The following is a 21,071-nucleotide window of genomic DNA, read 5'->3' as shown; positions in this document are numbered from 1 at the left end:
ATCTTTCCTGGAGCAATCCGCTCAAAGTAAGCGACGTGACCGATGCATCTGCGTGACTGCCTCCAGACCCATGCGACCGTCAGGCAGCGCTACGACCATCTGGTCGCAACCGGCGCCATCGAGCGCGATCCTGCGCAGGAGCGCATCGCCGCCGCGCTCGACCGGCTGACCGACGAGATCTCGGTCAAGCGGCTGGCGCACAAGTCGAGCGCGCTCGGCTGGCTGTTTGCCCGCAAGCGCGAGACGCGCGAGGTCGTCCAGGGCCTCTACATTCATGGCGGCGTCGGTCGCGGCAAGACCATGCTGATGGATATGTTCTTCGAGCTGTTGCCGGTCAGGCGCAAGCGCCGCGTTCATTTCAACGACTTCATGGCCGATGTGCAGGACCGCATCCAGAAGCACCGGCAGGCGCGCAAGAACGGCGACGTCAAGGAGGACGACCCGATCCCGCCGGTCGCGCTTCAGCTTGCCGAACAGGCCTGGGTGCTGTGCTTCGATGAGTTTTCGGTCACCGACATTGCCGATGCGATGGTCCTGTCGCGGCTGTTTTCGGCGCTGTTCGCCAACGGCGTGGTTCTGGTCGCCACCTCGAATGTCGCGCCGCAGGACCTTTATCGCGACGGGCTGAACCGCCAGCTCTTCCTGCCCTTCATCAGCATTCTCGAGCGCCACGCCCATGTGCTGACGCTTGATGCCGACAAGGACTACAGGCTGGAAAAGCTCGCCCGCACGCCGGTTTATGTCACGCCGGCGGATGCCGAAGCCGATCGTATGCTCGACGAAGCCTGGCAGGCGATGACGCACGGGGCGGCAACGGCCGAGACCGCGCTGACGCTCAAGGGGCGGCAGGTGAGAATACCGGCTGCTTCCGGCAATGCGGCGCGGTTTTCCTTCGCCGATCTCTGCGAAAAGCCGCTCGGCGCGCGCGATTTTCTGGCGATTGCCGGCCGCTTCTCGACCGTCTTCATCGATCACGTGCCGGTGCTGGGCGAAGGCAAGCGCAACGAGGCCAAGCGCTTCATCCTCCTGATAGACACGCTCTACGATCATCACACGCGGCTGGTGGTAAGCGCCGATGCCTCGCCCCCTGAGCTCTATACGGCCAGGCGCGGCAACGAGGTGTTCGAATTCGAGCGCACGGCCTCGCGGCTGATCGAAATGCAGAGCCGGGATTGGCTGCAGGACTGGGCGGAACGGCAAAAGGCGAAGGCGGAAGTGCAGGTCTGAGGGTTCGAAGAGGTCATTATGTAGTGATCCTTCGCGCCCCCCTCTGTCCTGCCGGACATCTCCCCCACACGGGGGGAGATTGGCGGTTTCGGCGCTCCGCTCATTCCTGCGGCCATTGGAGATTGGCGAAAGGTCGCGTGACGTCCGATCTCCCCCCTCGTGGGGGAGATGCCTGGCAAGGCAGAGGGGGGCGCTGTCCCGTCGACGCCTAAAGGTCATACGCATACATTACAAACGCCTCCGCCTGCCCATGCTCCTCCCTGCGTTTTTCATAAAGCCCGCGCGATGGAACATTGTCCGGCTCGGTTCCAACACAGGCTTCGCCGCAACCTTTGCTCGCGGCCGAGCGCGAACATCGCGTCGAGCATTTTTCGCGCGATGCCTTGGCGCTGGTAGGCGGGTGAGACGCCGACTTCGTCGATGTAGAGTCCGTTGACCTTGTCGGGATGGCGGTGGATGATTGTGGGGCATTGGTCGACGACGCCGTCGGCCAATGCCACGATCATGAGATGACCTGATGATGAGGCGAGGTAGGCAGCAAGCCTGTCTGCCCGGACCGGCTCGTCGAACACGTCCTCGGCGATGCGCTTCACAAGGGCGTCATCGCCTGGATATAATCTTCTGATTTCCACGCTCATTGTGTAAAATCTCCCAAATCGGCTTACAAACTTTGACGTTTACGTAAGTCCCAATGTTTCTAACCGATTGAAATCATTCACTCGAAAATAATCGTTTGAATATATTTTCCACCGGGGCTACTGGATGCGGCGAAATCTAGCTGAGACCATAGCATTCCGGCCTCTTCCTCGACGCCGTCAACAGATCGCCAGGGATTTTGGGCGTCGTCACAGACAAAGGGAAAATTTCCTCACATGGCACGCAACAAGATAGCGCTCATCGGCTCCGGCATGATCGGCGGCACGCTCGCTCACATGATCGGCCTCAAGGACCTCGGCGACGTGGTGCTGTTCGATATTGCCGAGGGCATTCCGCAAGGCAAGGGGCTCGATATCGCGCAGTCGTCGCCGGTCGACGGTTTTGATTCCCGGCTGACCGGCGTCAATGATTATGCCGGCATCGAGGGCGCCGACGTTTGCATCGTCACCGCGGGCGTGCCGCGCAAGCCAGGCATGAGCCGCGACGATCTGCTGGGCATCAACCTCAAGGTCATGGAACAGGTCGGCGCCGGGCTGAAGAAATATGCACCCAAGGCCTTCGTCATCTGCATCACCAACCCGCTCGACGCCATGGTCTGGGCGCTGCAGAAGTTTTCCGGCCTGCCCAAGACCCATGTCGTCGGCATGGCCGGCGTGCTCGACAGCGCGCGCTTCCGCTATTTCCTCGCCGAGGAATTCAAGGTCTCGGTCGAGGACGTTACCGCCTTCGTGCTCGGCGGCCACGGCGATTCCATGGTGCCGATGATCCGCTACTCCACTGTGTCAGGCATTCCGTTGCCCGATCTCATTAAGATGGGCTGGACCTCGAAGGAAAAGCTCGACCAGATCGTCCAGCGCACCCGCGACGGCGGCGCCGAGATCGTCGGTCTGCTCAAGACCGGCTCGGCCTTCTACGCGCCAGCCGCCTCGGCGATCTCGATGGCCGAATCCTACCTCAAGGACAAGAAGCGCGTGCTGCCTTGTGCTGCGCATCTCTCGGGCCAGTATGGCGTCAAGGGCACCTATGTCGGCGTTCCCGTTGTCATCGGCGCCGGCGGCGTCGAGCGCATCATCGAGATCGACCTCAACAAGGCCGAGCAGAAGATGTTCGACGCTTCGGTGGCGACAGTGCAGGGCCTGACCGAGGCTTGCGTCAAGATCGCCCCGCACCTCGCCTCGAAGTAATCCCCCAAAGCAGCCGATCCGGAGACCATCCAGATGAACATCCATGAATATCAAGGCAAGGCGCTGCTGAAGTCGTTTGGCGCGCCGGTGGCCGAAGGCGTGCCGGTGTTCAAGGCAAGCGAAGCGGAAGCCGCGGCACAAGCGCTTCCCGGTCCGCTCTATGTGGTGAAGAGCCAAATCCATGCCGGCGGCCGCGGCAAGGGGAAGTTCAAGGAACTGTCGCCCGACGCAAAGGGCGGCGTGCGGCTGGCTAAGTCGGTTGCCGAAGTCGTTGCCAACGCCAATGAGATGCTCGGCCACACGCTGGTGACCAAGCAGACCGGCCCCGCCGGCAAGCAGGTCAACCGCCTCTATATCGAGGACGGCGCCGACATCGATCGCGAGCTTTATCTGTCGATCCTGGTCGACCGCTCGGTCGGCCGCATCGCTTTCGTCGTCTCGACCGAGGGCGGCATGGACATTGAAGGCGTCGCCCACGACACACCGGAAAAGATCATCACCCGCGCCATCGATCCGCTGGCCGGCGTGACGACCATCGACGTCGACATATTGGTGGAAGCGCTGGGCCTCACCGGCGATGCCGCCAAGGATGCCGGCACGCTGTTCCCGATCCTCTACAAGGCCTTTGTCGAGAAGGACATGAGCCTACTCGAGGTCAACCCGCTGATCGTGATGAAAAACGGCCGCCTGCGCGTGCTGGACGCCAAGGTGTCGTTCGACAACAACGCTCTCTTCCGCCACCCCGAACTGATGGAACTGCGCGACACCACCGAAGAGGACGAGAAGGAGATCGAGGCGTCGAAATACGACCTCGCCTATGTCGCGCTCGACGGCAATATCGGCTGCATGGTCAATGGCGCCGGCCTCGCCATGGCGACTATGGACATCATCAAGCTCTACGGCGCCGAGCCCGCCAACTTCCTCGATGTCGGCGGCGGCGCGTCGAAGGAGAAGGTGACGGCGGCGTTCAAGATCATCACCAAGGATCCGGCCGTCAAAGGCATACTGATCAACATCTTCGGCGGCATCATGAAGTGCGACATCATCGCCGAGGGCGTCATTGCCGCGGTCAAGGAAGTCGGCCTGCAAGTGCCGCTGGTGGTGCGCCTTGAAGGCACCAATGCCGAGTTCGGCAAGAAGATCATCAACGACAGCGGTCTAAACGTCGTGTCGGCCGACGATCTCGACGACGCAGCCAAGAAGATCGTGGCGGCGGTGAAGGGCTGAAGGCGAATGCCTCCGCGCAAGATAAACCTCGTCGAGGCGGCGGATGCGAAGATCAGCAAGGTCTTCGATCCGCATATTGCCGGCGACGTCAATGACAGCCAGGCGAAGGTTGCCAAGTTCGGCGAGACCTTCGACTGGCATGCGCATGAGCATGAGGACGAAGCCTTCCTCGTCCTGCGCGGGCGCATCGCCATCGATTTCCGCGACGGTCCGGTCGAGCTCGGCGAGGGCGATTTCATCGTCGTGCCGCGCGGCGTCGAGCACCGGCCGCGGTCGCTGACCGCCGAGCCGGTGGTGCTGATGTTCGAACCGGCAACGACGCTCAACACCGGCAACGCCAAGAGCGACCTCACCGTCTCCGACCTGAAGCGGCTCTGATCATGAACGCCTTCTCGCTCTCGGCCGATCACCAGCGCCTGCAGGCGCTGGTCGGCGCGTGGCGCGGCGAGGAAGAGGTGGCGGAAACGCAGTGGGCCGATGGCGGACCGGCGACGTCGGACGTGCTGGCAGAGGCACAGTTCGGCGGACTGTTCGTGGTCCAGCGCTATCGCCAGCGCCGCGACGGCACGGTCTCGTTCGGCTCGCACAGCGTGTTCGGCTTCGATCAGCCAAACAGGCTCTTCACCATGCACCAGTTCGACTCCATGGGTTTTGTGCCGGCCTCGCCGGCCACAGGAACGTGGAACGGCGATGAGCTGGTTCTGGAGCGGTCGTCGCCGCGTGGCTCAGCGCGCGTGACGTATATTTTCGACAATGCCGATGCCTACCGGATGCGACTGCATTTCAAACCTGCCGGCAGCGACAGCTGGCAAGACATGGTGAGCGGCGTCTACCGGCGCGTCTCGCCTTCCCCGATCAACGGCTTTTAGAAAAGGGCTCCGATGTCCATTCTCATCGACAAGAACACCAAGGTGCTGGTTCAGGGCCTGACCGGCAAGACCGGCACGTTCCACACCGAGCAGGCCTTGGCCTATCACGGCACCAAGATGGTCGGCGGCATCCATCCCAAGAAGGGTGGCGAGACCTGGACCGGCGCCAAGGGCGAAAACCTGCCGATCTTCGCTTCCGTTGCCGAGGGCAAGGAAAAGACCGGCGCCAATGCCTCGGTTGTCTATGTGCCGCCGGCGGGCGCCGCCGAAGCCATCCTCGAAGCCATCGAAGCCGAGATCCCGCTGATCGTCTGCATCACCGAAGGCATTCCGGTGATGGACATGGTCAGGGTCAAGGCGCGGCTCGACCGCTCGACCTCGCGGCTGATCGGCCCGAACTGCCCCGGCGTGCTCACCCCCGACGAATGCAAGATCGGTATCATGCCCGGCAACATCTTCCGCAAGGGCTCGGTCGGCGTTGTTTCGCGCTCGGGAACGCTTACCTATGAGGCAGTGTTCCAGACCACCAATGTCGGCCTCGGCCAGACCACCGCCGTCGGTATCGGCGGCGACCCCGTAAAAGGCACCGAGTTCATCGACATGCTCGAAATGTTCCTTGCCGACGACGAGACCAAGTCGATCATCATGATCGGCGAGATCGGCGGTTCGGCCGAGGAAGACGCCGCGCAGTTCCTCAAGGACGAGGCCAAGCGCGGCCGCAGGAAACCGATGGCGGGCTTCATCGCCGGGCGCACTGCGCCGGCCGGTCGCACCATGGGCCATGCGGGCGCGGTCATCTCCGGCGGCAAGGGCGGCGCGGAAGACAAGATCGCGGCGATGGAATCGGCCGGCATCAAGGTATCGCCATCGCCGGCGCGTCTGGGCACGACCCTGGTCGAGGCGATCAAAGGCTAAGTGAGTAGCGAGTAGTGAATAGCGAATAGGGAAAAGAGAGTAACGGCGCGACCCGGAAAAAATCCCTACTCGCTATTCGCTACTCACTATTCGCTTTTGAAAAGGAGACGGAGCCAGGCTCCGCAGACAAAAATGGCAAGACAAGATCAGGCCAACGACCAATTTTCGCTCACCTCTTTCCTGTATGGCGGCAATGNGCAGACAAAAATGGCAAGACAAGATCAGGCCAACGACCAATTTTCGCTCACCTCTTTCCTGTATGGCGGCAATGCCGACTATATCGACGCGTTGTATGCCTCCTATGAGGATGATCCAGAGTCAGTAAACCCCGAATGGCAGGATTTCTTCGCCGGGCTGAACGACGACGCCGGCGATGTGCGCAAGAACGCCAAGGGCGCTTCCTGGGCAAAGCCGTCCTGGCCGCTGCAGGCCAATGGCGAACTGGTGTCGGCGCTGGACGGCAATTGGGGCATCGTCGAGAAGCATCTGGAAAAGAAGGTCAAGGACAAGGCGGTCACCAATGGCGTCGTGCTATCGGATGCCGACGTGCATCAGGCGACGCGCGATTCGGTGCGCGCCATCATGATGATCCGCGCCTTCCGCATGCGCGGCCATCTGCACGCCAATCTCGACCCGCTCGGCATCGCCAAGCCGCTTGAGGACTATAACGAGCTGTCGCCGGAAAATTACGGTTTTACCGCAGCCGACTACGACCGGCCGATCTTCCTCGACAATGTGCTCGGCCTCGAATTCGGCACCATCCGGCAGATGCTGGAGATCCTGACCCGCACCTATTGCTCGACGCTAGGTGTCGAGTTCATGCACATTTCCGATCCCGAGGAGAAGGCCTGGATCCAGGCGCGCATCGAGGGTGCCGACAAGGAGATTTCCTTCACCGCTACGGGAAAAAAAGCGATCCTGCAGAAGCTGGTCGAGGCCGAAGGCTTCGAGCAGTTCATCGATGTCAAGTACAAGGGTACCAAGCGCTTCGGCCTCGATGGTAGCGAAGGCCTGATCCCGGCGCTGGAGCAGATCATCAAGCGCGGCGGCCAGCTCGGCATGAAGGAGATCGTGCTCGGCATGGCGCATCGCGGCCGGCTGAACGTGCTGTCCCAGGTGATGGCCAAGCCGCACCGCGCCATCTTCCACGAGTTCAAGGGCGGCTCGGCCGCTCCTGACGAGGTCGAGGGCTCGGGCGACGTCAAGTACCATCTCGGCGCCTCGTCGGACCGCGAATTCGACGGCAACAAGGTGCATCTGTCGCTGACCGCCAATCCCTCGCATCTGGAAATCGTCGATCCGGTTGTGATGGGCAAGGCGCGCGCCAAGCAGGACTATCTGTTCGGCCGCAGCCGCGAGGAGATCGTGCCGCTGGAAGAGCGCGCCAAGGTGCTGCCGCTGCTTCTGCATGGCGATGCCGCCTTTGCCGGCCAAGGTGTGATTGCCGAAATCCTCGGCCTGTCGGGGTTGCGCGGCCACCGCGTCGCCGGCACGCTGCATTTCATCATCAACAACCAGATCGGCTTCACCACCAATCCGCGCTTCTCGCGCTCGTCGCCCTATCCGTCCGACGTCGCCAAGATGATCGAGGCGCCGATCTTCCACGTCAATGGCGACGACCCGGAAGCGGTGGTGCATGCCACCAAGGTGGCGATCGAATTTCGCATGAAGTTCCACAAGCCGGTGGTGGTGGACATGTTCTGCTATCGCCGCTTCGGCCACAATGAGGGCGACGAGCCAGCCTTCACCCAGCCGATCATGTACGCCAACATCCGCAACCACAAGACGACGGTGCAGATCTATGGCGAGCGGCTGATCGCCGAGGGCCACATCAGCCAGGCCGAACTCGACAAGATGAAGGCCGACTGGCGCGCCCATCTGGAATCCGAATGGGAAGTCGGCCAGCACTACAAGCCCAACAAGGCCGACTGGCTGGACGGTGCCTGGTCCGGCCTGCGCACCGCCGACAACCAGGACGAACAGCGCCGCGGGAAAACCGCGGTGCCGGTCAAGGTGCTGAAGGACATCGGCAAGAAACTGACCGAGGTGCCGAAGGGTTTCGAGGCGCACAAGACCATCATCCGCTTCCTCGAAAACCGCCGCCAGGCGATCGACTCCGGCGAAGGCATCGACTGGTCGACGGCCGAGGCGCTGGCCTTCGGCGCCATCCTGCTCGACGGCAATCCGATCCGGCTCTCCGGCCAGGATTCCGAACGCGGCACCTTCTCGCAGCGCCATTCCGTGCTCTACGACCAGCGGGACGAGACCCGCTACATCCCGCTCAACAATCTGTCGGCGGCGCAGGCCGGCTACGAAGTCATCAACTCGATGCTGTCGGAAGAGGCGGTGCTTGGCTTCGAATATGGCTACAGCCTGGCCGAGCCGAAGGCGCTGACGCTCTGGGAAGCGCAGTTCGGCGATTTCGCCAACGGCGCCCAGGTGGTGTTCGACCAGTTCATCTCCAGCGGCGAACGTAAGTGGCTGCGCATGTCGGGCCTCGTGTGTCTCTTGCCGCATGGCTACGAGGGCCAGGGTCCGGAACATTCCTCGGCCCGGCTCGAGCGCTTCCTGCAGCTCTGCGCCGAAGACAATATGCAAGTCGCCAACTGCACGACGCCGGCCAACTACTTCCACATACTGCGCCGGCAGCTGAAGCGCGACTTCCGCAAGCCGCTGATCCTGATGACGCCGAAGTCGCTGCTGCGCCATAAGCGGGCAGTGTCGACGCTGCCGGAGATTTCGGGCGAAAGCTCGTTCCACCGGCTGTTGTGGGACGACGCCCAGCTGTTGCAGAACCAGGCGATCAAGCTCACCAAGGATTCCAAGATCCGCCGCGTCGTGCTGTGCTCGGGCAAGGTCTATTACGACCTGTACGAGGAGCGCGAGAAGCGCGGCATCAACGATATCTATCTCCTGCGCGTCGAACAGCTCTACCCGTTCCCGGCCAAGGCGCTGATCACCGAACTGTCGCGTTTCCGCAATGCGGAGATGGTGTGGTGCCAGGAAGAGCCCAAGAACATGGGCGCCTGGTCGTTCATCGATCCGTATCTGGAATGGGTGCTGGCGCATATCGACGCCAAGCATCAGCGGGTGCGCTACACCGGCAGGCCGGCGGCGGCATCGCCGGCGACCGGTCTGATGTCGAAGCATTTGGCGCAGCTCGCCGCCCTGCTCGAAGACGCGCTCGGCGAATAGAACAAAACCCGGCGAATAGAACAGACAGAGAAGAAACGGACAGCACAATGGCTACCGAAATCCGCGTTCCCACTCTCGGCGAATCCGTCACCGAGGCGACCATCGGCAAGTGGTTCAAGAAGGTCGGCGATGCCATTGCCGTCGACGAGCCGCTGGTCGAGCTCGAAACAGACAAGGTGACGGTGGAAGTGCCTGCCGCCGCCGCCGGCACGCTGGGCGAGATCACCGCCAAGGAAGGCGAGACCGTCGGCGTCGGTGCGCTGCTCGGTTCGATCTCGGCTGGAGGCGCTGCCGCCGCCCCGGCGTCCAAGCAGGAGACCAAGCCGCAAGCTGTGTCGCAGGCGTCGAGCCCCGACGCGGCACATACGACCAAGCAGGCCGCGGCCGAGACCGCCAAGATCGCCGGCGATGCCGGGCCGGTCGAGCCGCGCACAATGCCGCCGGCGCCAGCTGCCGCAAAGCTGATCGCCGAGAACAATCTGTCGGTCGACCAGGTTTCTGGCTCGGGCAAGCGCGGCCAGGTGCTGAAGGGCGATGTGCTCGACGCGATTTCCAAGGGCGCGCCGTCGCAGTCGGCCGAAATTCCGAAGGCCGCACCGGCTCCGGTCGCCGTGCGTGCGCCGTCCTCGGGCGACGATGCGTCGCGCGAGGAGCGCGTGCGCATGACCAAGCTGCGCCAGACCATTGCGCGCCGGCTGAAGGAAGCGCAGTCGACCGCCGCCATGCTGACCACCTTCAACGAGGTCGACATGTCGGCGGTGATGGCGCTCAGGACCAAGTACAAGGACATCTTCGAGAAGAAGCACGGCGTGAAGCTCGGCTTCATGGGCTTCTTCACCAAGGCCGTCACCCACGCCTTGAAGGAGATCCCCTCGGTCAATGCCGAGATCGACGGCACCGACATCATCTTCAAGAACTATGCCCATATCGGCGTCGCCGTCGGCACCGAAAAGGGCCTCGTCGTGCCGGTGGTGCGCGACGCCGATCAGATGTCGATTGCCGAAATAGAGAAGGATATCGGCCGGCTGGGCATCGCCGCACGCGACGGCAAGCTGTCGGTCGCCGACATGCAAGGCGGCACGTTCACGATTTCCAACGGTGGCGTCTACGGTTCGCTGATGTCGACGCCGATCCTCAATGCGCCGCAGTCGGGCATTCTTGGCATGCACAAGATCCAGGACCGGCCCGTCGTGGTCGGCGGCCAGATCGTGATTCGGCCGATGATGTACCTGGCGCTCAGCTACGATCACCGCATTGTCGACGGCAAGGAAGCGGTGACCTTCCTGGTCCGCGTCAAGGACAGCCTGGAAGATCCGGAACGGCTGGTGCTTGATTTGTGATCGGAGCTGATCCGTCATGAGCGGCTGGCTGGCGCGGTTTGGGTTCAAGCTGGGTCGAGTAGCGGGTAGCGTATTGAGGCGTTCCCGGCCGGCGGCTTCCGCCGCCATCTCTCCGCCGGCGACATCGACTGAATGGGATTCGGCGCCGGCGAGCAGCAATCTCGGTGTCTTCGCTCTCAGCGAAGCCGAAATGGCGGAGCGGAAGATCATCGTCACCGCGATCGGTGAGCTTGAGCTACCGACCGGCGAAATCATCGCTTGCGATCCACTGATTACCGGGCTGGAACGGCCTGTGTTTAGCCGTAAGGTCAGGCCGGGATGCTATCCAGTCACGTTGCTTGAGGCGCAAGGCCGTGTTGCTGCAGCGGTATTGCGGTTTGGCACTGGCTTGCCGGTGCGGTGGGAGTTGGCTGCCTTCGTCCGCGACGTCGGCACATCGTCCTGGAAGTCTGGATTTATTGTCGATGATAATGTTGCTTCGTTCATGGACAAGTCGGTTCTGACGCTGATGTCCGACCAGGAGGAACTCGACAGCTATCTTGCTGACGTTGCATGCTCGTTCGACAAGTTCCGCATGGATAATCCGGTTGATGGAAATCCGCTTAATATAGCCATGTTCGACACTGGCTTCGGTGATGGGAACTATTATTCCTTCTGGGGACTGGATGCGGCCGGCGAGCCGCTGGTCTTGATGACCGATTTCGAGGTGCTCGAAAACGCCGACGGCCGCGAGAGCAGCCAGAGCAATTCATGACAAACATCGCTTCGCCAATGATCGGATTTATGGCCGGGCTGGCTGTTCTCGCAGCGGGTTACGAGGCGCATGCCGCCTGCCCGCTGGCGCTTGCTGTCTATGGCGATGCCGAGAGCGATGCCGGAATCGATTTTCGGCCGACGATGGGTGCGGCCACCGTCACCAATACCTTCAAGATGGTGCTCGACAAGGGGATCGTGCTCGACGGCATTGTGATGTGGACCTCCGGTGTTTCGCGACCGCATGGCTCGCTGATGTACAAATGCCCGACCGGCGACGTCACCGGTGACGAGCTTGCCGCCTGCACGGTCTGGCAGGGCGTGGTCTACAGCGCCGACCACAAGGGCAACATTGCGCTGCTGGCGGCCGAAGGCACGGACGCGCCGCAGAGCCTGATCTTCCCCGATCTTGGTCCATCGTTGCAGATGTCGTCTGCCTTTGGCTCCAACGGTTTTTCGAAACTGCCGTGGGATGTGTTTTTGCTGAAAGGTTGCCAGGAATGAGCGCGGCGAAGAAAGTTCTTCTGGTCACCGGCGGCAGCCGCGGCATTGGTGCGGCCACTTGCCGGCTTGCGGCGAAGGCCGGCTACCGCGTCGCGGTCAACTATGCCGCAAACGAGGCCGCGGCCCAGGCGCTGGTCGCCGAGATCGAGGCCGGTGGCGGTGAAGCGATAGCGGTCAAGGGCGATGTCGGCGTCGAGGCTGACATCGTCGCCGTGTTCGAAGCCGTCGATAGCGCCTATGGCCGGCTCGACGCCCTGGTCAACAATGCCGGAATCGTCGACGTCAAGGCGCGCGTCGATGAGATGAGCCTGGCGCGGCTGGAGCGCATGATGCGCATCAATGTCATCGGCTCGTTTCTGTGCGCCCGCGAAGCGGTGCGGCGCATGTCGAGCAAGCATGGCGGCCAGGGCGGCGCCATCGTCAACATCTCGTCGGCTGCGTCGCTACACGGCTCGCCAGGCGAATATGTCGACTATGCCGCGTCCAAGGCGGCGATCGACACCTTCACGCTCGGACTGGCGCGCGAAGTCGCGACCGAAGGCGTGCGGGTCAATGCGATACGGCCGGGCATCATCGACACCGAGATCCACGCTTCGGGCGGCCAGCCGGACCGGGTCGAGCGGTTCCGCGACATGCTGCCGATGAAACGAGCCGGCACGGCGGATGAAGTCGCGCATGCCGTTCTCTATCTTTTGTCGGATGAAGCGTCCTACACGACGGGCGCAATCCTGAATGTAAGCGGCGGCCGCTGAGCCCCAAGCTAAGGGAAACGAACATGGCTTATGATGTCGTTATCATCGGGTCGGGACCGGGCGGCTATGTCTGTGCCATCAAGGCGGCACAACTCGGGCTCAAGGTCGCGGTGGTCGAGAAGAACGCCACTTTCGGCGGCACCTGCCTGAACATCGGCTGCATCCCATCCAAGGCGCTGCTTTATGCCTCGGAGATGTTCGCCGAGGCCGGCCATTCCTTCGATGCGCTGGGTGTCGAGATACCGGCGCCGAAACTCAATCTGAAGAAGATGATGGCGCACAAGGACGCGACCGTTTCGGCCAACGTCAATGGCGTCGCCTTCCTGTTCAAGAAAAACAAGATCGATAGTTTCCGTGGCACCGGGAAGGTGGTTGCGGCCGGCAAGGTGTCGGTGACGGCTGAGGACGGCAAGGTCGAGGAGATCGAGACGAAAAATATCGTTATTGCCACGGGCTCCGATGTCGCCGGCATTCCCGGCGTCAAGGTCGACATCGACGAGAAGGTGATCGTATCGTCGACCGGCGCGCTGTCGCTGGAGAAAGTGCCGGGACATCTGGTGGTGGTCGGCGGTGGGGTCATCGGTCTGGAGCTCGGCTCGGTCTGGGCACGGCTCGGCGCCAAGGTCACCGTGGTCGAATTCCTCGACACCATCCTGGGCGGCATGGACGGCGAGGTCTCCAAGCAGTTCCAGCGCCTGCTTTCCAAGCAGGGTTTCGAGTTCAAGCTCGGCACCAAGGTGACAGGGGTGACCAAGGCCAAAAAGGGCGCCGCCGTTACCTTCGAGCCGGTCAAGGGTGGTGCGGCCGAGACCATCGAGGCCGACGCGGTGCTGATCTCGACCGGACGCCGGGCCTATTCCGACAGCCTCGGGTTGAAAGAAGCCGGCGTCGAGGTCGACGAGCGCGGCCGGGTCAAGACCGACGGGCATCTCAGGACCAACGTGGCCGGCATCTACGCCATTGGCGACGTCATCGCCGGGCCGATGCTGGCGCACAAGGCCGAGGATGAAGGCGTGGCGGTGGCCGAGACCATTGCCGGCCAGGCCGGCCATGTGAATTACGACGTCATTCCGAGCGTCGTCTACACCAGCCCGGAAATCGCTTCGGTCGGCAAGACAGAGGAAGAGCTGAGGAAGGCCGGCATCGACTACAAGATGGGCAAATTCCCGTTCACCGCCAACGGCCGCGCGCGCGCCATGCTGCACACGGACGGCTTCGTGAAGATCCTCGCCGACAAAGCCAGCGACCGCGTGCTCGGCGTCCACATTGTCGGCTTCGGCGCCGGCGAGATGATCCATGAGGCGGCGGTGCTGATGGAGTTCGGCGGCTCCTCGGAAGACCTCGCCCGCACCTGCCACGCGCATCCGACAATGTCGGAAGCGGTCAAGGAAGCGGCGCTGGCGACGTTCTTCAAGCCGATCCATATTTAAGGAAACGCTGGAGGGGACAGCACCCCCCTGTGGCCTGCCGGCCATCTCCCCCTCAAGGGGGGAGATTGGACTTCACCGCCGCGTCGCGAGCTTTCAAGTTTCTCACGTTTCTAACCCGGCGCTGTTCGTGAGACAGCCGATCTCCCCCTTGAGGAGAGATGTCCGGCAGCACAGAGGGGCGGTGAAGAATCGCGACGCTCGCCGATAGGTGCCCCAAACAAAACGGCCCGCTTTTCAGCGGGCCGTTCTTGGGTTGGAAGCAAGATGCCAGATCAGTTGGCCAGATTACGGGCTCGGCGCCGGAGCAGGCGCCGGGGCTGGCGCAGGAGCCGGTGCGGGCGCAGGGGCTGGTGCGGGAGCCGGTTCGGCGGGCTTCATCGGCTCAGCCGGTGCAGGTGCGGGCGCCGGTGTGCTGGCTGCCGGCGGCTCTGCGGGCGCAGGATGTTCGCCGCTTCTGCCGAAAACATAGTACGCGACAATCGCAAGGATGACGACGACCAGCGCAATCAGCCAGCCGCTGCCACCACCCGACCTGGGCGCTGGATCGTTAGGGTTCGCCATAAAAGTGTCCTCCGTGGATGAAAAGCATCAATCAACACCCCTCAACGCGCAACCGTTGAACGGGTTCATACTAGGCCTTCAAATTGACGAACGCAGGAAAATTCTGATTCGCAACCGCTTGTTGGCCTGTATTTCCCCCCGCAAAATCAATCACGAACGAGGTAGAACGAGCTTAGCTGGCCTTTTCCGCCAAAAATAGGGCCAACCGCCTCCGCTTTGCGAATCAGTTGCGCACCGCACAGAGCCGGGCTTACGTGATTCGGTATTCAAGACGGGCGCTGCTCAGTCGACGGCGGTGACGGTATAGCCGGCCTTGCGAAAATCCTCGACCAGGCCTTCGGGGCCGGGAAGATGCATGGAGCCGACGGCCATGAAGGCATTGCCCTTGGCCAGGATCGGTGCGGCATGGTCGGCCATGACCTTGTTGCGGCCGGTGATCATCGTCCGGTCGAATTCGGCGTAACCTGCGTCGTCGTCTTCGTCGGGCGAGATCGAACGCAACAGCGGCCAGAAGGTGCCGGTGTCGCCGCGCTGGTAAAGCACGATCATGGTTTCGTTGATGTCGTTTATCTTGTCGCCGAGCTTCAGGGTCTCGACCAGCCCTTTGATGTGGAACGCAATCGGCAGCGAGGCTATGGCGCGCAGCTGGCTGGCAGCGGTCTCCAACCCTTCCACCGGCTTCCCCAAGGCCTTGGCGTCCTGCGCCAGCTTGACGTCCAGAACCGGTGCGCCGCCTGCCTGACGGGCGACCTCACAGACCGGCAGCGCGACCATGGCCGACAGCAGCCACGGCTTCATCTTGGAGACGCTCGCCGGCGGAATGCCGCGCGCATCGAGCCCTTTGTTCACCACTGCCGCATCCTCCGGCGACAACAGCGACGACAACGTCGTGTTGTCGGTGAACATCATCAGCTCGGGTTCCTTGAGCATGGCCTCCATCATCTTCTGCTTGTCGAGCACGTCGGTGGTCTCGATGATGATGGTGCCGGCGGCGTCATAGGCTTTCCTGGCTGCCGGCGGCAGAGTGGTCACGCGCGGGTCGGTCATGTGCATGGTGCCGAACAGGAAGGATGGCTTTTCGCCTGATTTCTCCAGCTTCCACAACAGGCCCTTGCCGTTCAGCGTCGCTGCTGCTTCCGTCTCGATCCTGGCATAGGCGGCGGGGTCTTCCTTCTGCAGGGCCGACAGCAGATCGGCGCCGGCGCAGGCCGGGGCTTCGGCGTGCGCCCTGCCCATGGCAAGCAGCAGTGCGACGAGAAAAGACAGGCAAAACACGGCGTTGAGCGCGACGAGCAGCTTCAGCGACACAAGGGCCGCGCGATCGGCAATGGCAAGGGCGCGTTTCATGGTGCGGTTCTAGGACTGAAAAGCGGCGAAACGGTTAACCGGCGTGGGGAAATTGTCCTGGACTTATACAGTGGTCACGCGCGGGGATGCGCGGATTCGTAAATCTCGAGCAGCCTTGCGGTGTCGACGCCGGTATAGACCTGCGTCGTCGACAGGCTGGCGTGGCCGAGCAGTTCCTGGATGGTGCGCAGGTCGCCGCCGCGCCCGAGCAGATGGGTGGCGAAGGAATGGCGCAACGCGTGCGGCGTCGCGGTGTCGGGCAGGTTCAGCGCCGAGCGCAGCCTGGCCATGTCGCGCTGGACGATGGCCGGGTTGAGCGGCCCGCCGCGGGCGCCGCGAAACAGCAGGCCCTTGGGGTCGAGATGATAGGGGCAAAGTTTTCGGTATTCGGCGATGGCCCGCAGCGCCACCGGCAGCACTGGCACCAGCCGTGTCTTGCCACCCTTGCCGGTGACGCGCAGCACGGTGTCGGCTTCCGATGCCAGGTCGGCGGCGCTGAGGCCCAGCGCTTCGGAAATGCGCAGGCCCGATCCATAAAGCAGCGTCAGCACGGCGGCGTTGCGGGCGGCGATCCAAGGCTCTTCAGCCAGCTGGCCTTCCACCGACACGACATGTTTGGCATCGCTGGCGGTCAGCGGCTTGGGCAGCGATTTCGGCTGGCGCGGCGCGCGCAACGCCGCGGCACCGGCGGCATTGGCGAGACCCCGCCGTTCGAGGAAGCGCAGCAGCGAGCGGATGCCGGCGAGGCCGCGTCCGAGCGTGCGGGCGCCGGCGCCGGCGTTGCGCCGCGCGGCAAGAAAGCCGCGCAGATCGGCCGGGCGGAGAGTGGCGATGTCGGAAAGACCAGGCGAGCCGCCGCAATGCCCTGTGAGGAAATGCAGGAACTGGCGCGTGTCGCGCTCATAGGCTTCGACGGTCGCCGGCGACAGCCGGCGCTCGCGCGCCAGCATCTTCAGCCAGCTTTCGCGCGCTGCCTGGAGGTCGGGTTTTGCCGGGATGAGAAATTCCTGCATGCCGCCATTGTCAGGCAGCCGGGTTAGGAAGCGGTGAAGAACCTGTCATTGAAATGACGCCGGTAGGGCGTTAGAGCAGGGCAAAGGATATAAGCCATGTCGAAGCCCCAGAACCCCGTGCAAATGGCCGTGATCGGCGCCGCCCACGGCATCAAGGGCGAATTGCGGGTGAAGACTTTCACTGGCGAGCCGATGGCGCTGGCCGATTATGGGCCGCTCTATGCCAAGGACGGCCGCGTTTTCCAGATCACCGACATAAGGCCCGCCAACACCGTCGTGGTGGTGCGCTTCAAGGGCATTGCCGATCGCAATGCCGCCGAGGCGCTGGCCGGAACCGAGCTGTTCGTCGACCGCTCGATGCTGCCCGACGATGGCGAGGAGGACGAATTCTACCACGCCGATCTCGTCGGACTTGAAGTCCGCGACGATAAGGGCGCGGTCATCGGCAAGGTGGTGGCGGTGCATAATTTCGGCGGCGGCGACATTCTCGACGTTACCCTCGGCGGGCGCAAAGGCGTGCTGATCCCGTTCACCCAGGCCGCCGTGCCTCAGGTTTCGATCGCCGAAGGTTTTCTCCGCGTCGACCCGGCAGCCGCCGGCCTTGTCGAGGATGAGGATGGCGACGCGCCGCGCGAAGAAGATTTCGACGCGAAGGGCCGACCGCGCGGGCCGCGCGAAGCCGGAGGCAACCGGTGACGTTCAAGGCGTCGGTGCTGACGCTCTATCCCGAGATGTTTCCGGGCGGGCTAGGCCTGTCGCTGGCCGGACGGGCGCTCGAAGTCGGGACATGGTCGCTGGAAGCTATCCAGATCCGCGACTTCGCCAGCGATCGCCATCACACCGTCGACGACACGCCGGCCGGCGGTGGCGCCGGCATGGTGATGCGCGCCGATGTGCTGGCCAAGGCGATCGACCACACGTCGCCGGCGGGCGATCCGCGGCCGCGTTTGCTGATGAGCCCGCGTGGAAAGCCGCTGACGCAGGCGCACGTGCGCGAACTGGCTGGCGGGCCAGGCGCCGTCATCGTTTGCGGCCGGTTCGAGGGCGTCGACCAGCGGCTGATCGAGGCGCGTGGACTGGAAGAGGTCTCCATCGGCGATTTCATCCTGTCGGGCGGCGAGCCGGCGGCGCTCGTACTGCTCGACGCCGTTGTGCGGCTGTTGCCCGGCGTCATGGGCAATGCGGTGTCGGGCGAGGAAGAAAGTTTCGAGAACGGCCTGCTCGAACACCCGCATTACACGCGGCCACAGGAGTTCGAAGGCCGCCCCATCCCCGACGTGCTGGTCTCCGGTAATCACAAGAAGATCGCCGCGTGGCGGCGCGCCGAGTCCGAGAAGCTGACCAGGGAGCGCCGGCCGGATTTGCTCGCCGCTCAGCCCTTGGCAAAATAGTAGACGGCGAGAAACAGGCCGACGGCGATGACGAAGCCGCGTATTGCGTTTTGCGGCACGCGCTTGGCGATCCAGACGCCGGCATAGCCGCCGAGCGCGCCGCCGGGGATCATGACGATTGCCTGAGGCCAGGCAACAACGCCGCCGGAAACGAAGACCAGTATGGCAACGGCGGCGATGACCACGGCCAGCATGTTCTTCAGCGCGTTCAGCCGGTGATAGTCGCCGGATTGCGTCAGGCCGAGCGTCGCCAGCATCATGACGCCCATGCCGGCGCCGAAGAAGCCGCCATAGATGGCGGTAGCGAACTGCGCCAGCGAACCGGCCAGAGAGCCGACCGTGGCTTCATGCCCAGGCTTCGGCGTTGGTTTCAGCCACGGCCCGGCGGCGAACAAGGCGGTTGCGGCCAGCAGCAGCCACGGCACGAGGGCGCGGAACGACGGATTTGAGAGCGCCAGCAGGATGAGCGCACCAGCCAGCGCGCCCAAAGCCGAGATCAGGCAAAGCAGCAGCGCGCCGCGCCAGAAATGCTTGATGTCGGTCCAGTAAGCCAGCGTCGAGGTGATGTAACCGGGAAACTGCGTTACCGAGGACGTGGCGTTGGCGACGATCGGCGGCAGGCCGGCCAGCGTCATGGCGCCGAAGGTTATGAAGGTGCCGCCGCCGGCAACCGCGTTGACGGCGCCTGACAGAAAACCCGCGAGGAAGAGCAGGACTGCGTCGAAAACAGACATTGTGAGGCCGCCGGACAAGTGCGCTGCTCCCGGATTAGGAAGCTTGAAGGGCCGGCGCAACCCTGCACTGGACGATTGCGTGGTGGCATGCGACCAAAAAAGACAGGGCCAAGGCGTGACAAGTCAGTGAAATAGCTGTATGTGCCCGCCCGTACTGGCGAGAAAAATCTCCCGGACCCGTCAACAATGACGGTGTAGTCGCCCCTGCCCAATGTTTCGAAGACAAGATGTCTCGGGGACAAAGGGCATAGCCGAGCGGTCAATGGAACTGCAAGGCGAGTGTCGGACGCTCTGACTGTCGGAAGAACAAGAAGTGGACTATTGAGATGGATATCATCCGTCAGCTCGAGGCCGAACAGGCCGCCAAGATCGAAGCCAAGCGCAAGCTTCCCGAGTTTCAGCCCGGCGACACCGTGCGCGTCCAGGTCCGCGTGACCGAAGGCACCCGCACCCGCGTCCAGGCCTATGAGGGCGTCGTCATCGCCCGCGCCGGCGCCGGCTTCCAGGAAAATTTCACCGTCCGCAAGATCTCCTACGGCGAAGGCGTCGAGCGCGTTTTCCCGGTCTACTCGCCGATGGTCGAAGGCGTCGAGATCGTGCGCCGCGGCAAGGTGCGCCGCGCCAAGCTCTATTATTTGCGCGACCGTCGCGGCAAGTCGGCCCGTATTTCGGAAAACACCGGCGTGCGCGCCCGCAAGCTCAACGATGAGGAACGCGACGCGCTGAACGCCGAGAAGGCCCGCATCGAAGCCGAGAAGGTTGCCGCTGCCCAGGCGCTGGCCGCCGAGACGGCCGCCAAGGAAGCTGCCGAGAAGAAGGCCGTCGACGAAGCCGCCAAGGCCGCCGACGAGGCTGCAAAGGCGGCGGAAGCGACCCCGGCCGAATAAACCTGGTCCAAGGATTTTGAAAAGGCGGCTTCGGCCGCCTTTTTTCGTTTCACCAGACTGTGAACGATTGCCGGCGAGAGTTTGGCCATGGCTGTTGACTCGAATTATCTTGTACACTAAATGATAGTGTACAAATAAAATGGAGAACTGACATGGCACTCTACACCACACAGGCTCGCGTCACCGGCGGCCGCGCCGGCCACGGCGAGACCAGCGACGGCCTGCTGAAGGTCGACCTCGCTTTGCCGAAGGAGCTCGGCGGACAGGGTGGCGCCACCAATCCCGAGCAGCTGTTCGCGGTCGGCTATGCCGCCTGCTTCGAAAGCGCCATCCGCTTCGTCGCGCGCAAGCAGAAGCTGCCGCTGGACGATGCGGCGGTGAGCGCCACCGTCAGCCTGCTTCCCAATGGTGAAGGCTTCAAACTTGGTGTCGCACTGGCCGCCGAGACCAAAGGCCTTGATCAGGCGGCGGCGGAAGCGCTTGTATCGGCCGCGCATCAGATTTGCCCCTATTCCAATGCGATCAAAGGCAATGTCGAGGTGGCGCTTTCGACCGTGGCGCTTCCGGCAAAGGCAGCATGACGACGAAGACCGAAACCAGGGCCAGCGAAGTCCCGGCGGACACCGCCGGGAGGATCGCCGTTCCGCGCCTCGACCAGCAGCTCTGCTTCGCGCTCTATTCGGCGAGCGGGCTGATGACCAAGCTCTATCGGCCGCTTCTTGACCCGCTCGGCCTGACCTATCCGCAATATTTGGCGATGCTGGCGCTGTGGCAGCATGCGCCGAGCACGGTCGGCGAACTCGGCGAGGCGCTGGGGCTGGATTCGGCGACATTGACGCCTCTGCTCAAGCGGATGGAAGCGGCTGGTCTCGTCACCCGCCGTCGCGATCCGGCCGACGAGCGCCGCGTGCTGGTCGAACCGACTGCCAAGGGCCAGGCGCTGCGCGCCCGCATCAAGGACGTATCCGCAGGCCTTGCCTGCGCCATGCCGCTGGAAGTCGAGGAGCTGAAGTCGCTGCACCGGACCTTGACCGGATTTGTCGCCAAGCTGCGTGAGGCTACGTCACCATCCTGATCCGTCATCT

Annotated in this window: 21 protein-coding genes; 17 read left to right on the top strand and 4 right to left on the bottom strand. The window is 63.2% G+C overall.

The genetic code is table 11. The features are described 5' to 3' along the window. The first annotated feature begins 42 nt into the window (after positions 1-42). The gene (gene zapE, locus X756_RS149180; RefSeq protein WP_023726039.1) at positions 43-1,227 is read left to right on the top strand and encodes a cell division protein ZapE; all 1,185 of its coding nucleotides are present in this window, start codon (positions 43-45) and stop codon (positions 1,225-1,227) included. Between the two features lie 269 nt (positions 1,228-1,496). Here zapE and X756_RS01000000165635 read toward each other — a convergent pair whose 3' ends face one another. After that, entirely contained in the window at positions 1,497-1,865 is a 369-nt protein-coding gene (locus X756_RS01000000165635) for a GNAT family N-acetyltransferase (protein WP_245264522.1), read from the bottom strand. 234 nt (positions 1,866-2,099) lie between these two features. On the opposite strand from X756_RS01000000165635, the gene mdh reads away from it, so the two are divergent. The 11 genes from mdh (at position 2,100) to lpdA (ending at position 14,053) form a co-directional block, all read left to right on the top strand. Further along, positions 2,100-3,068: a malate dehydrogenase gene (gene mdh, locus X756_RS149185; RefSeq protein WP_023670541.1), complete on the top strand. Its 969-nt coding sequence runs from the start codon at positions 2,100-2,102 to the stop codon at positions 3,066-3,068. Positions 3,069-3,101: 33 nt separating this feature from the next. After that, complete coding sequence (gene sucC, locus X756_RS149190; RefSeq protein ID WP_023730255.1) at positions 3,102-4,295, top strand: ADP-forming succinate--CoA ligase subunit beta; 1,194 nt, start codon at positions 3,102-3,104, stop codon at positions 4,293-4,295. 6 nt (positions 4,296-4,301) lie between these two features. Beyond that, complete coding sequence (locus tag X756_RS149195) at positions 4,302-4,673, top strand: cupin domain-containing protein (protein WP_023730254.1); 372 nt, start codon at positions 4,302-4,304, stop codon at positions 4,671-4,673. A gap of 2 nt (positions 4,674-4,675) precedes the next feature. Continuing rightward, positions 4,676-5,164 carry a DUF1579 family protein gene (locus tag X756_RS149200; RefSeq protein WP_023710227.1) on the top strand — a complete coding sequence of 163 codons (489 nt, stop codon included), beginning with the start codon at positions 4,676-4,678 and terminating at the stop codon, positions 5,162-5,164. Positions 5,165-5,176: 12 nt separating this feature from the next. Then, positions 5,177-6,079 carry a succinate--CoA ligase subunit alpha gene (gene sucD / locus X756_RS149205; RefSeq protein WP_023730253.1) on the top strand — a complete coding sequence of 301 codons (903 nt, stop codon included), beginning with the start codon at positions 5,177-5,179 and terminating at the stop codon, positions 6,077-6,079. A 207-nt stretch (positions 6,080-6,286) separates the two neighbouring features. Further along, positions 6,287-9,274: a 2-oxoglutarate dehydrogenase E1 component gene (locus X756_RS149210; RefSeq protein WP_023730252.1), complete on the top strand. Its 2,988-nt coding sequence runs from the start codon at positions 6,287-6,289 to the stop codon at positions 9,272-9,274. Positions 9,275-9,321: 47 nt separating this feature from the next. Continuing rightward, positions 9,322-10,614 carry a 2-oxoglutarate dehydrogenase complex dihydrolipoyllysine-residue succinyltransferase gene (gene odhB / locus X756_RS149215; protein WP_023730251.1) on the top strand — a complete coding sequence of 431 codons (1,293 nt, stop codon included), beginning with the start codon at positions 9,322-9,324 and terminating at the stop codon, positions 10,612-10,614. A gap of 16 nt (positions 10,615-10,630) precedes the next feature. Continuing rightward, positions 10,631-11,368 (top strand): DUF4241 domain-containing protein, encoded by a 738-nt coding sequence (locus X756_RS149220; RefSeq protein WP_031195599.1) that lies wholly within the window; start codon positions 10,631-10,633, stop codon positions 11,366-11,368. Beyond that, the gene (locus X756_RS149225) at positions 11,365-11,871 is read left to right on the top strand and encodes a hypothetical protein (RefSeq protein ID WP_023730250.1); all 507 of its coding nucleotides are present in this window, start codon (positions 11,365-11,367) and stop codon (positions 11,869-11,871) included. The genes X756_RS149220 and X756_RS149225 overlap by 4 nt, the downstream gene beginning before the upstream one ends. After that, positions 11,868-12,623, top strand: coding sequence for an SDR family oxidoreductase (locus X756_RS149230; protein WP_023670532.1), 756 nt, complete (start codon positions 11,868-11,870; stop codon positions 12,621-12,623). The genes X756_RS149225 and X756_RS149230 overlap by 4 nt, the downstream gene beginning before the upstream one ends. 23 nt (positions 12,624-12,646) lie before the next feature. Further along, positions 12,647-14,053 carry a dihydrolipoyl dehydrogenase gene (gene lpdA / locus X756_RS149235; protein WP_023730249.1) on the top strand — a complete coding sequence of 469 codons (1,407 nt, stop codon included), beginning with the start codon at positions 12,647-12,649 and terminating at the stop codon, positions 14,051-14,053. An 843-nt stretch (positions 14,054-14,896) separates the two neighbouring features. Here lpdA and X756_RS149240 read toward each other — a convergent pair. Together X756_RS149240 and X756_RS149245 are read right to left on the bottom strand one after the other, a co-directional pair. Then, complete coding sequence (locus X756_RS149240; protein WP_023730248.1) at positions 14,897-15,961, bottom strand: TraB/GumN family protein; 1,065 nt, start codon at positions 15,959-15,961, stop codon at positions 14,897-14,899. Between the two features lie 74 nt (positions 15,962-16,035). Next, positions 16,036-16,974, bottom strand: a complete 939-nt coding sequence (locus tag X756_RS149245) for a tyrosine recombinase XerC (RefSeq protein WP_023706731.1) — start codon at positions 16,972-16,974, stop codon at positions 16,036-16,038. Positions 16,975-17,070: 96 nt separating this feature from the next. Here X756_RS149245 and rimM point away from each other — a divergent pair, with 96 nt between their 5' ends. Next, positions 17,071-17,670, top strand: coding sequence for a ribosome maturation factor RimM (rimM, locus tag X756_RS149250; RefSeq protein ID WP_023730247.1), 600 nt, complete (start codon positions 17,071-17,073; stop codon positions 17,668-17,670). Continuing rightward, positions 17,667-18,365, top strand: coding sequence for a tRNA (guanosine(37)-N1)-methyltransferase TrmD (gene trmD, locus X756_RS149255; RefSeq protein WP_023726048.1), 699 nt, complete (start codon positions 17,667-17,669; stop codon positions 18,363-18,365). Before rimM ends, trmD begins: the two co-directional genes overlap by 4 nt. Here trmD and X756_RS149260 read toward each other — a convergent pair. Beyond that, positions 18,347-19,099, bottom strand: a complete 753-nt coding sequence (locus tag X756_RS149260) for a sulfite exporter TauE/SafE family protein (protein WP_023730246.1) — start codon at positions 19,097-19,099, stop codon at positions 18,347-18,349. The genes trmD and X756_RS149260 overlap by 19 nt on opposite strands. 326 nt (positions 19,100-19,425) lie before the next feature. On the opposite strand from X756_RS149260, the gene rplS reads away from it, so the two are divergent. The 3 genes from rplS (at position 19,426) to X756_RS149275 (ending at position 21,061) form a co-directional block, all read left to right on the top strand. After that, positions 19,426-19,986: a 50S ribosomal protein L19 gene (gene rplS, locus X756_RS149265; RefSeq protein WP_023687704.1), complete on the top strand. Its 561-nt coding sequence runs from the start codon at positions 19,426-19,428 to the stop codon at positions 19,984-19,986. Positions 19,987-20,138: 152 nt separating this feature from the next. Further along, entirely contained in the window at positions 20,139-20,567 is a 429-nt protein-coding gene (locus X756_RS149270) for an organic hydroperoxide resistance protein (RefSeq protein ID WP_023670524.1), read from the top strand. Beyond that, positions 20,564-21,061, top strand: a complete 498-nt coding sequence (locus X756_RS149275; protein WP_023683877.1) for a MarR family transcriptional regulator — start codon at positions 20,564-20,566, stop codon at positions 21,059-21,061. Before X756_RS149270 ends, X756_RS149275 begins: the two co-directional genes overlap by 4 nt. The last annotated feature ends 10 nt before the right edge of the window (positions 21,062-21,071 follow it).

Origin of the sequence: Mesorhizobium sp. LNJC405B00 (assembly GCF_000502615.1) — a bacterium.
Taxonomy (GTDB): domain Bacteria; phylum Pseudomonadota; class Alphaproteobacteria; order Rhizobiales; family Rhizobiaceae; genus Mesorhizobium.
The sequence above is the reverse complement of the archived record's forward strand: the minus strand, read 5'-3'. Positions and strand labels throughout refer to the sequence as shown.

What these genes read in the sequence shown, in the direction of transcription:
- zapE (WP_023726039.1), top strand. Translation starts at nt 43, where the DNA reads ATGCATCTGCGTGACTGCCTCCAGACCCATGCGACCGTCAGGCAGCGC.
- X756_RS01000000165635 (WP_245264522.1), bottom strand. Translation starts at nt 1,865, where the DNA reads ATGAGCGTGGAAATCAGAAGATTATATCCAGGCGATGACGCCCTTGTG.
- mdh (WP_023670541.1), top strand. Translation starts at nt 2,100, where the DNA reads ATGGCACGCAACAAGATAGCGCTCATCGGCTCCGGCATGATCGGCGGC.
- sucC (WP_023730255.1), top strand. Translation starts at nt 3,102, where the DNA reads ATGAACATCCATGAATATCAAGGCAAGGCGCTGCTGAAGTCGTTTGGC.
- X756_RS149195 (WP_023730254.1), top strand. Translation starts at nt 4,302, where the DNA reads ATGCCTCCGCGCAAGATAAACCTCGTCGAGGCGGCGGATGCGAAGATC.
- X756_RS149200 (WP_023710227.1), top strand. Translation starts at nt 4,676, where the DNA reads ATGAACGCCTTCTCGCTCTCGGCCGATCACCAGCGCCTGCAGGCGCTG.
- sucD (WP_023730253.1), top strand. Translation starts at nt 5,177, where the DNA reads ATGTCCATTCTCATCGACAAGAACACCAAGGTGCTGGTTCAGGGCCTG.
- X756_RS149210 (WP_023730252.1), top strand. Translation starts at nt 6,287, where the DNA reads ATGGCAAGACAAGATCAGGCCAACGACCAATTTTCGCTCACCTCTTTC.
- odhB (WP_023730251.1), top strand. Translation starts at nt 9,322, where the DNA reads ATGGCTACCGAAATCCGCGTTCCCACTCTCGGCGAATCCGTCACCGAG.
- X756_RS149220 (WP_031195599.1), top strand. Translation starts at nt 10,631, where the DNA reads ATGAGCGGCTGGCTGGCGCGGTTTGGGTTCAAGCTGGGTCGAGTAGCG.
- X756_RS149225 (WP_023730250.1), top strand. Translation starts at nt 11,365, where the DNA reads ATGACAAACATCGCTTCGCCAATGATCGGATTTATGGCCGGGCTGGCT.
- X756_RS149230 (WP_023670532.1), top strand. Translation starts at nt 11,868, where the DNA reads ATGAGCGCGGCGAAGAAAGTTCTTCTGGTCACCGGCGGCAGCCGCGGC.
- lpdA (WP_023730249.1), top strand. Translation starts at nt 12,647, where the DNA reads ATGGCTTATGATGTCGTTATCATCGGGTCGGGACCGGGCGGCTATGTC.
- X756_RS149240 (WP_023730248.1), bottom strand. Translation starts at nt 15,961, where the DNA reads ATGAAACGCGCCCTTGCCATTGCCGATCGCGCGGCCCTTGTGTCGCTG.
- X756_RS149245 (WP_023706731.1), bottom strand. Translation starts at nt 16,974, where the DNA reads ATGCAGGAATTTCTCATCCCGGCAAAACCCGACCTCCAGGCAGCGCGC.
- rimM (WP_023730247.1), top strand. Translation starts at nt 17,071, where the DNA reads ATGTCGAAGCCCCAGAACCCCGTGCAAATGGCCGTGATCGGCGCCGCC.
- X756_RS149260 (WP_023730246.1), bottom strand. Translation starts at nt 19,099, where the DNA reads ATGTCTGTTTTCGACGCAGTCCTGCTCTTCCTCGCGGGTTTTCTGTCA.
- rplS (WP_023687704.1), top strand. Translation starts at nt 19,426, where the DNA reads ATGGATATCATCCGTCAGCTCGAGGCCGAACAGGCCGCCAAGATCGAA.
- X756_RS149270 (WP_023670524.1), top strand. Translation starts at nt 20,139, where the DNA reads ATGGCACTCTACACCACACAGGCTCGCGTCACCGGCGGCCGCGCCGGC.
- X756_RS149275 (WP_023683877.1), top strand. Translation starts at nt 20,564, where the DNA reads ATGACGACGAAGACCGAAACCAGGGCCAGCGAAGTCCCGGCGGACACC.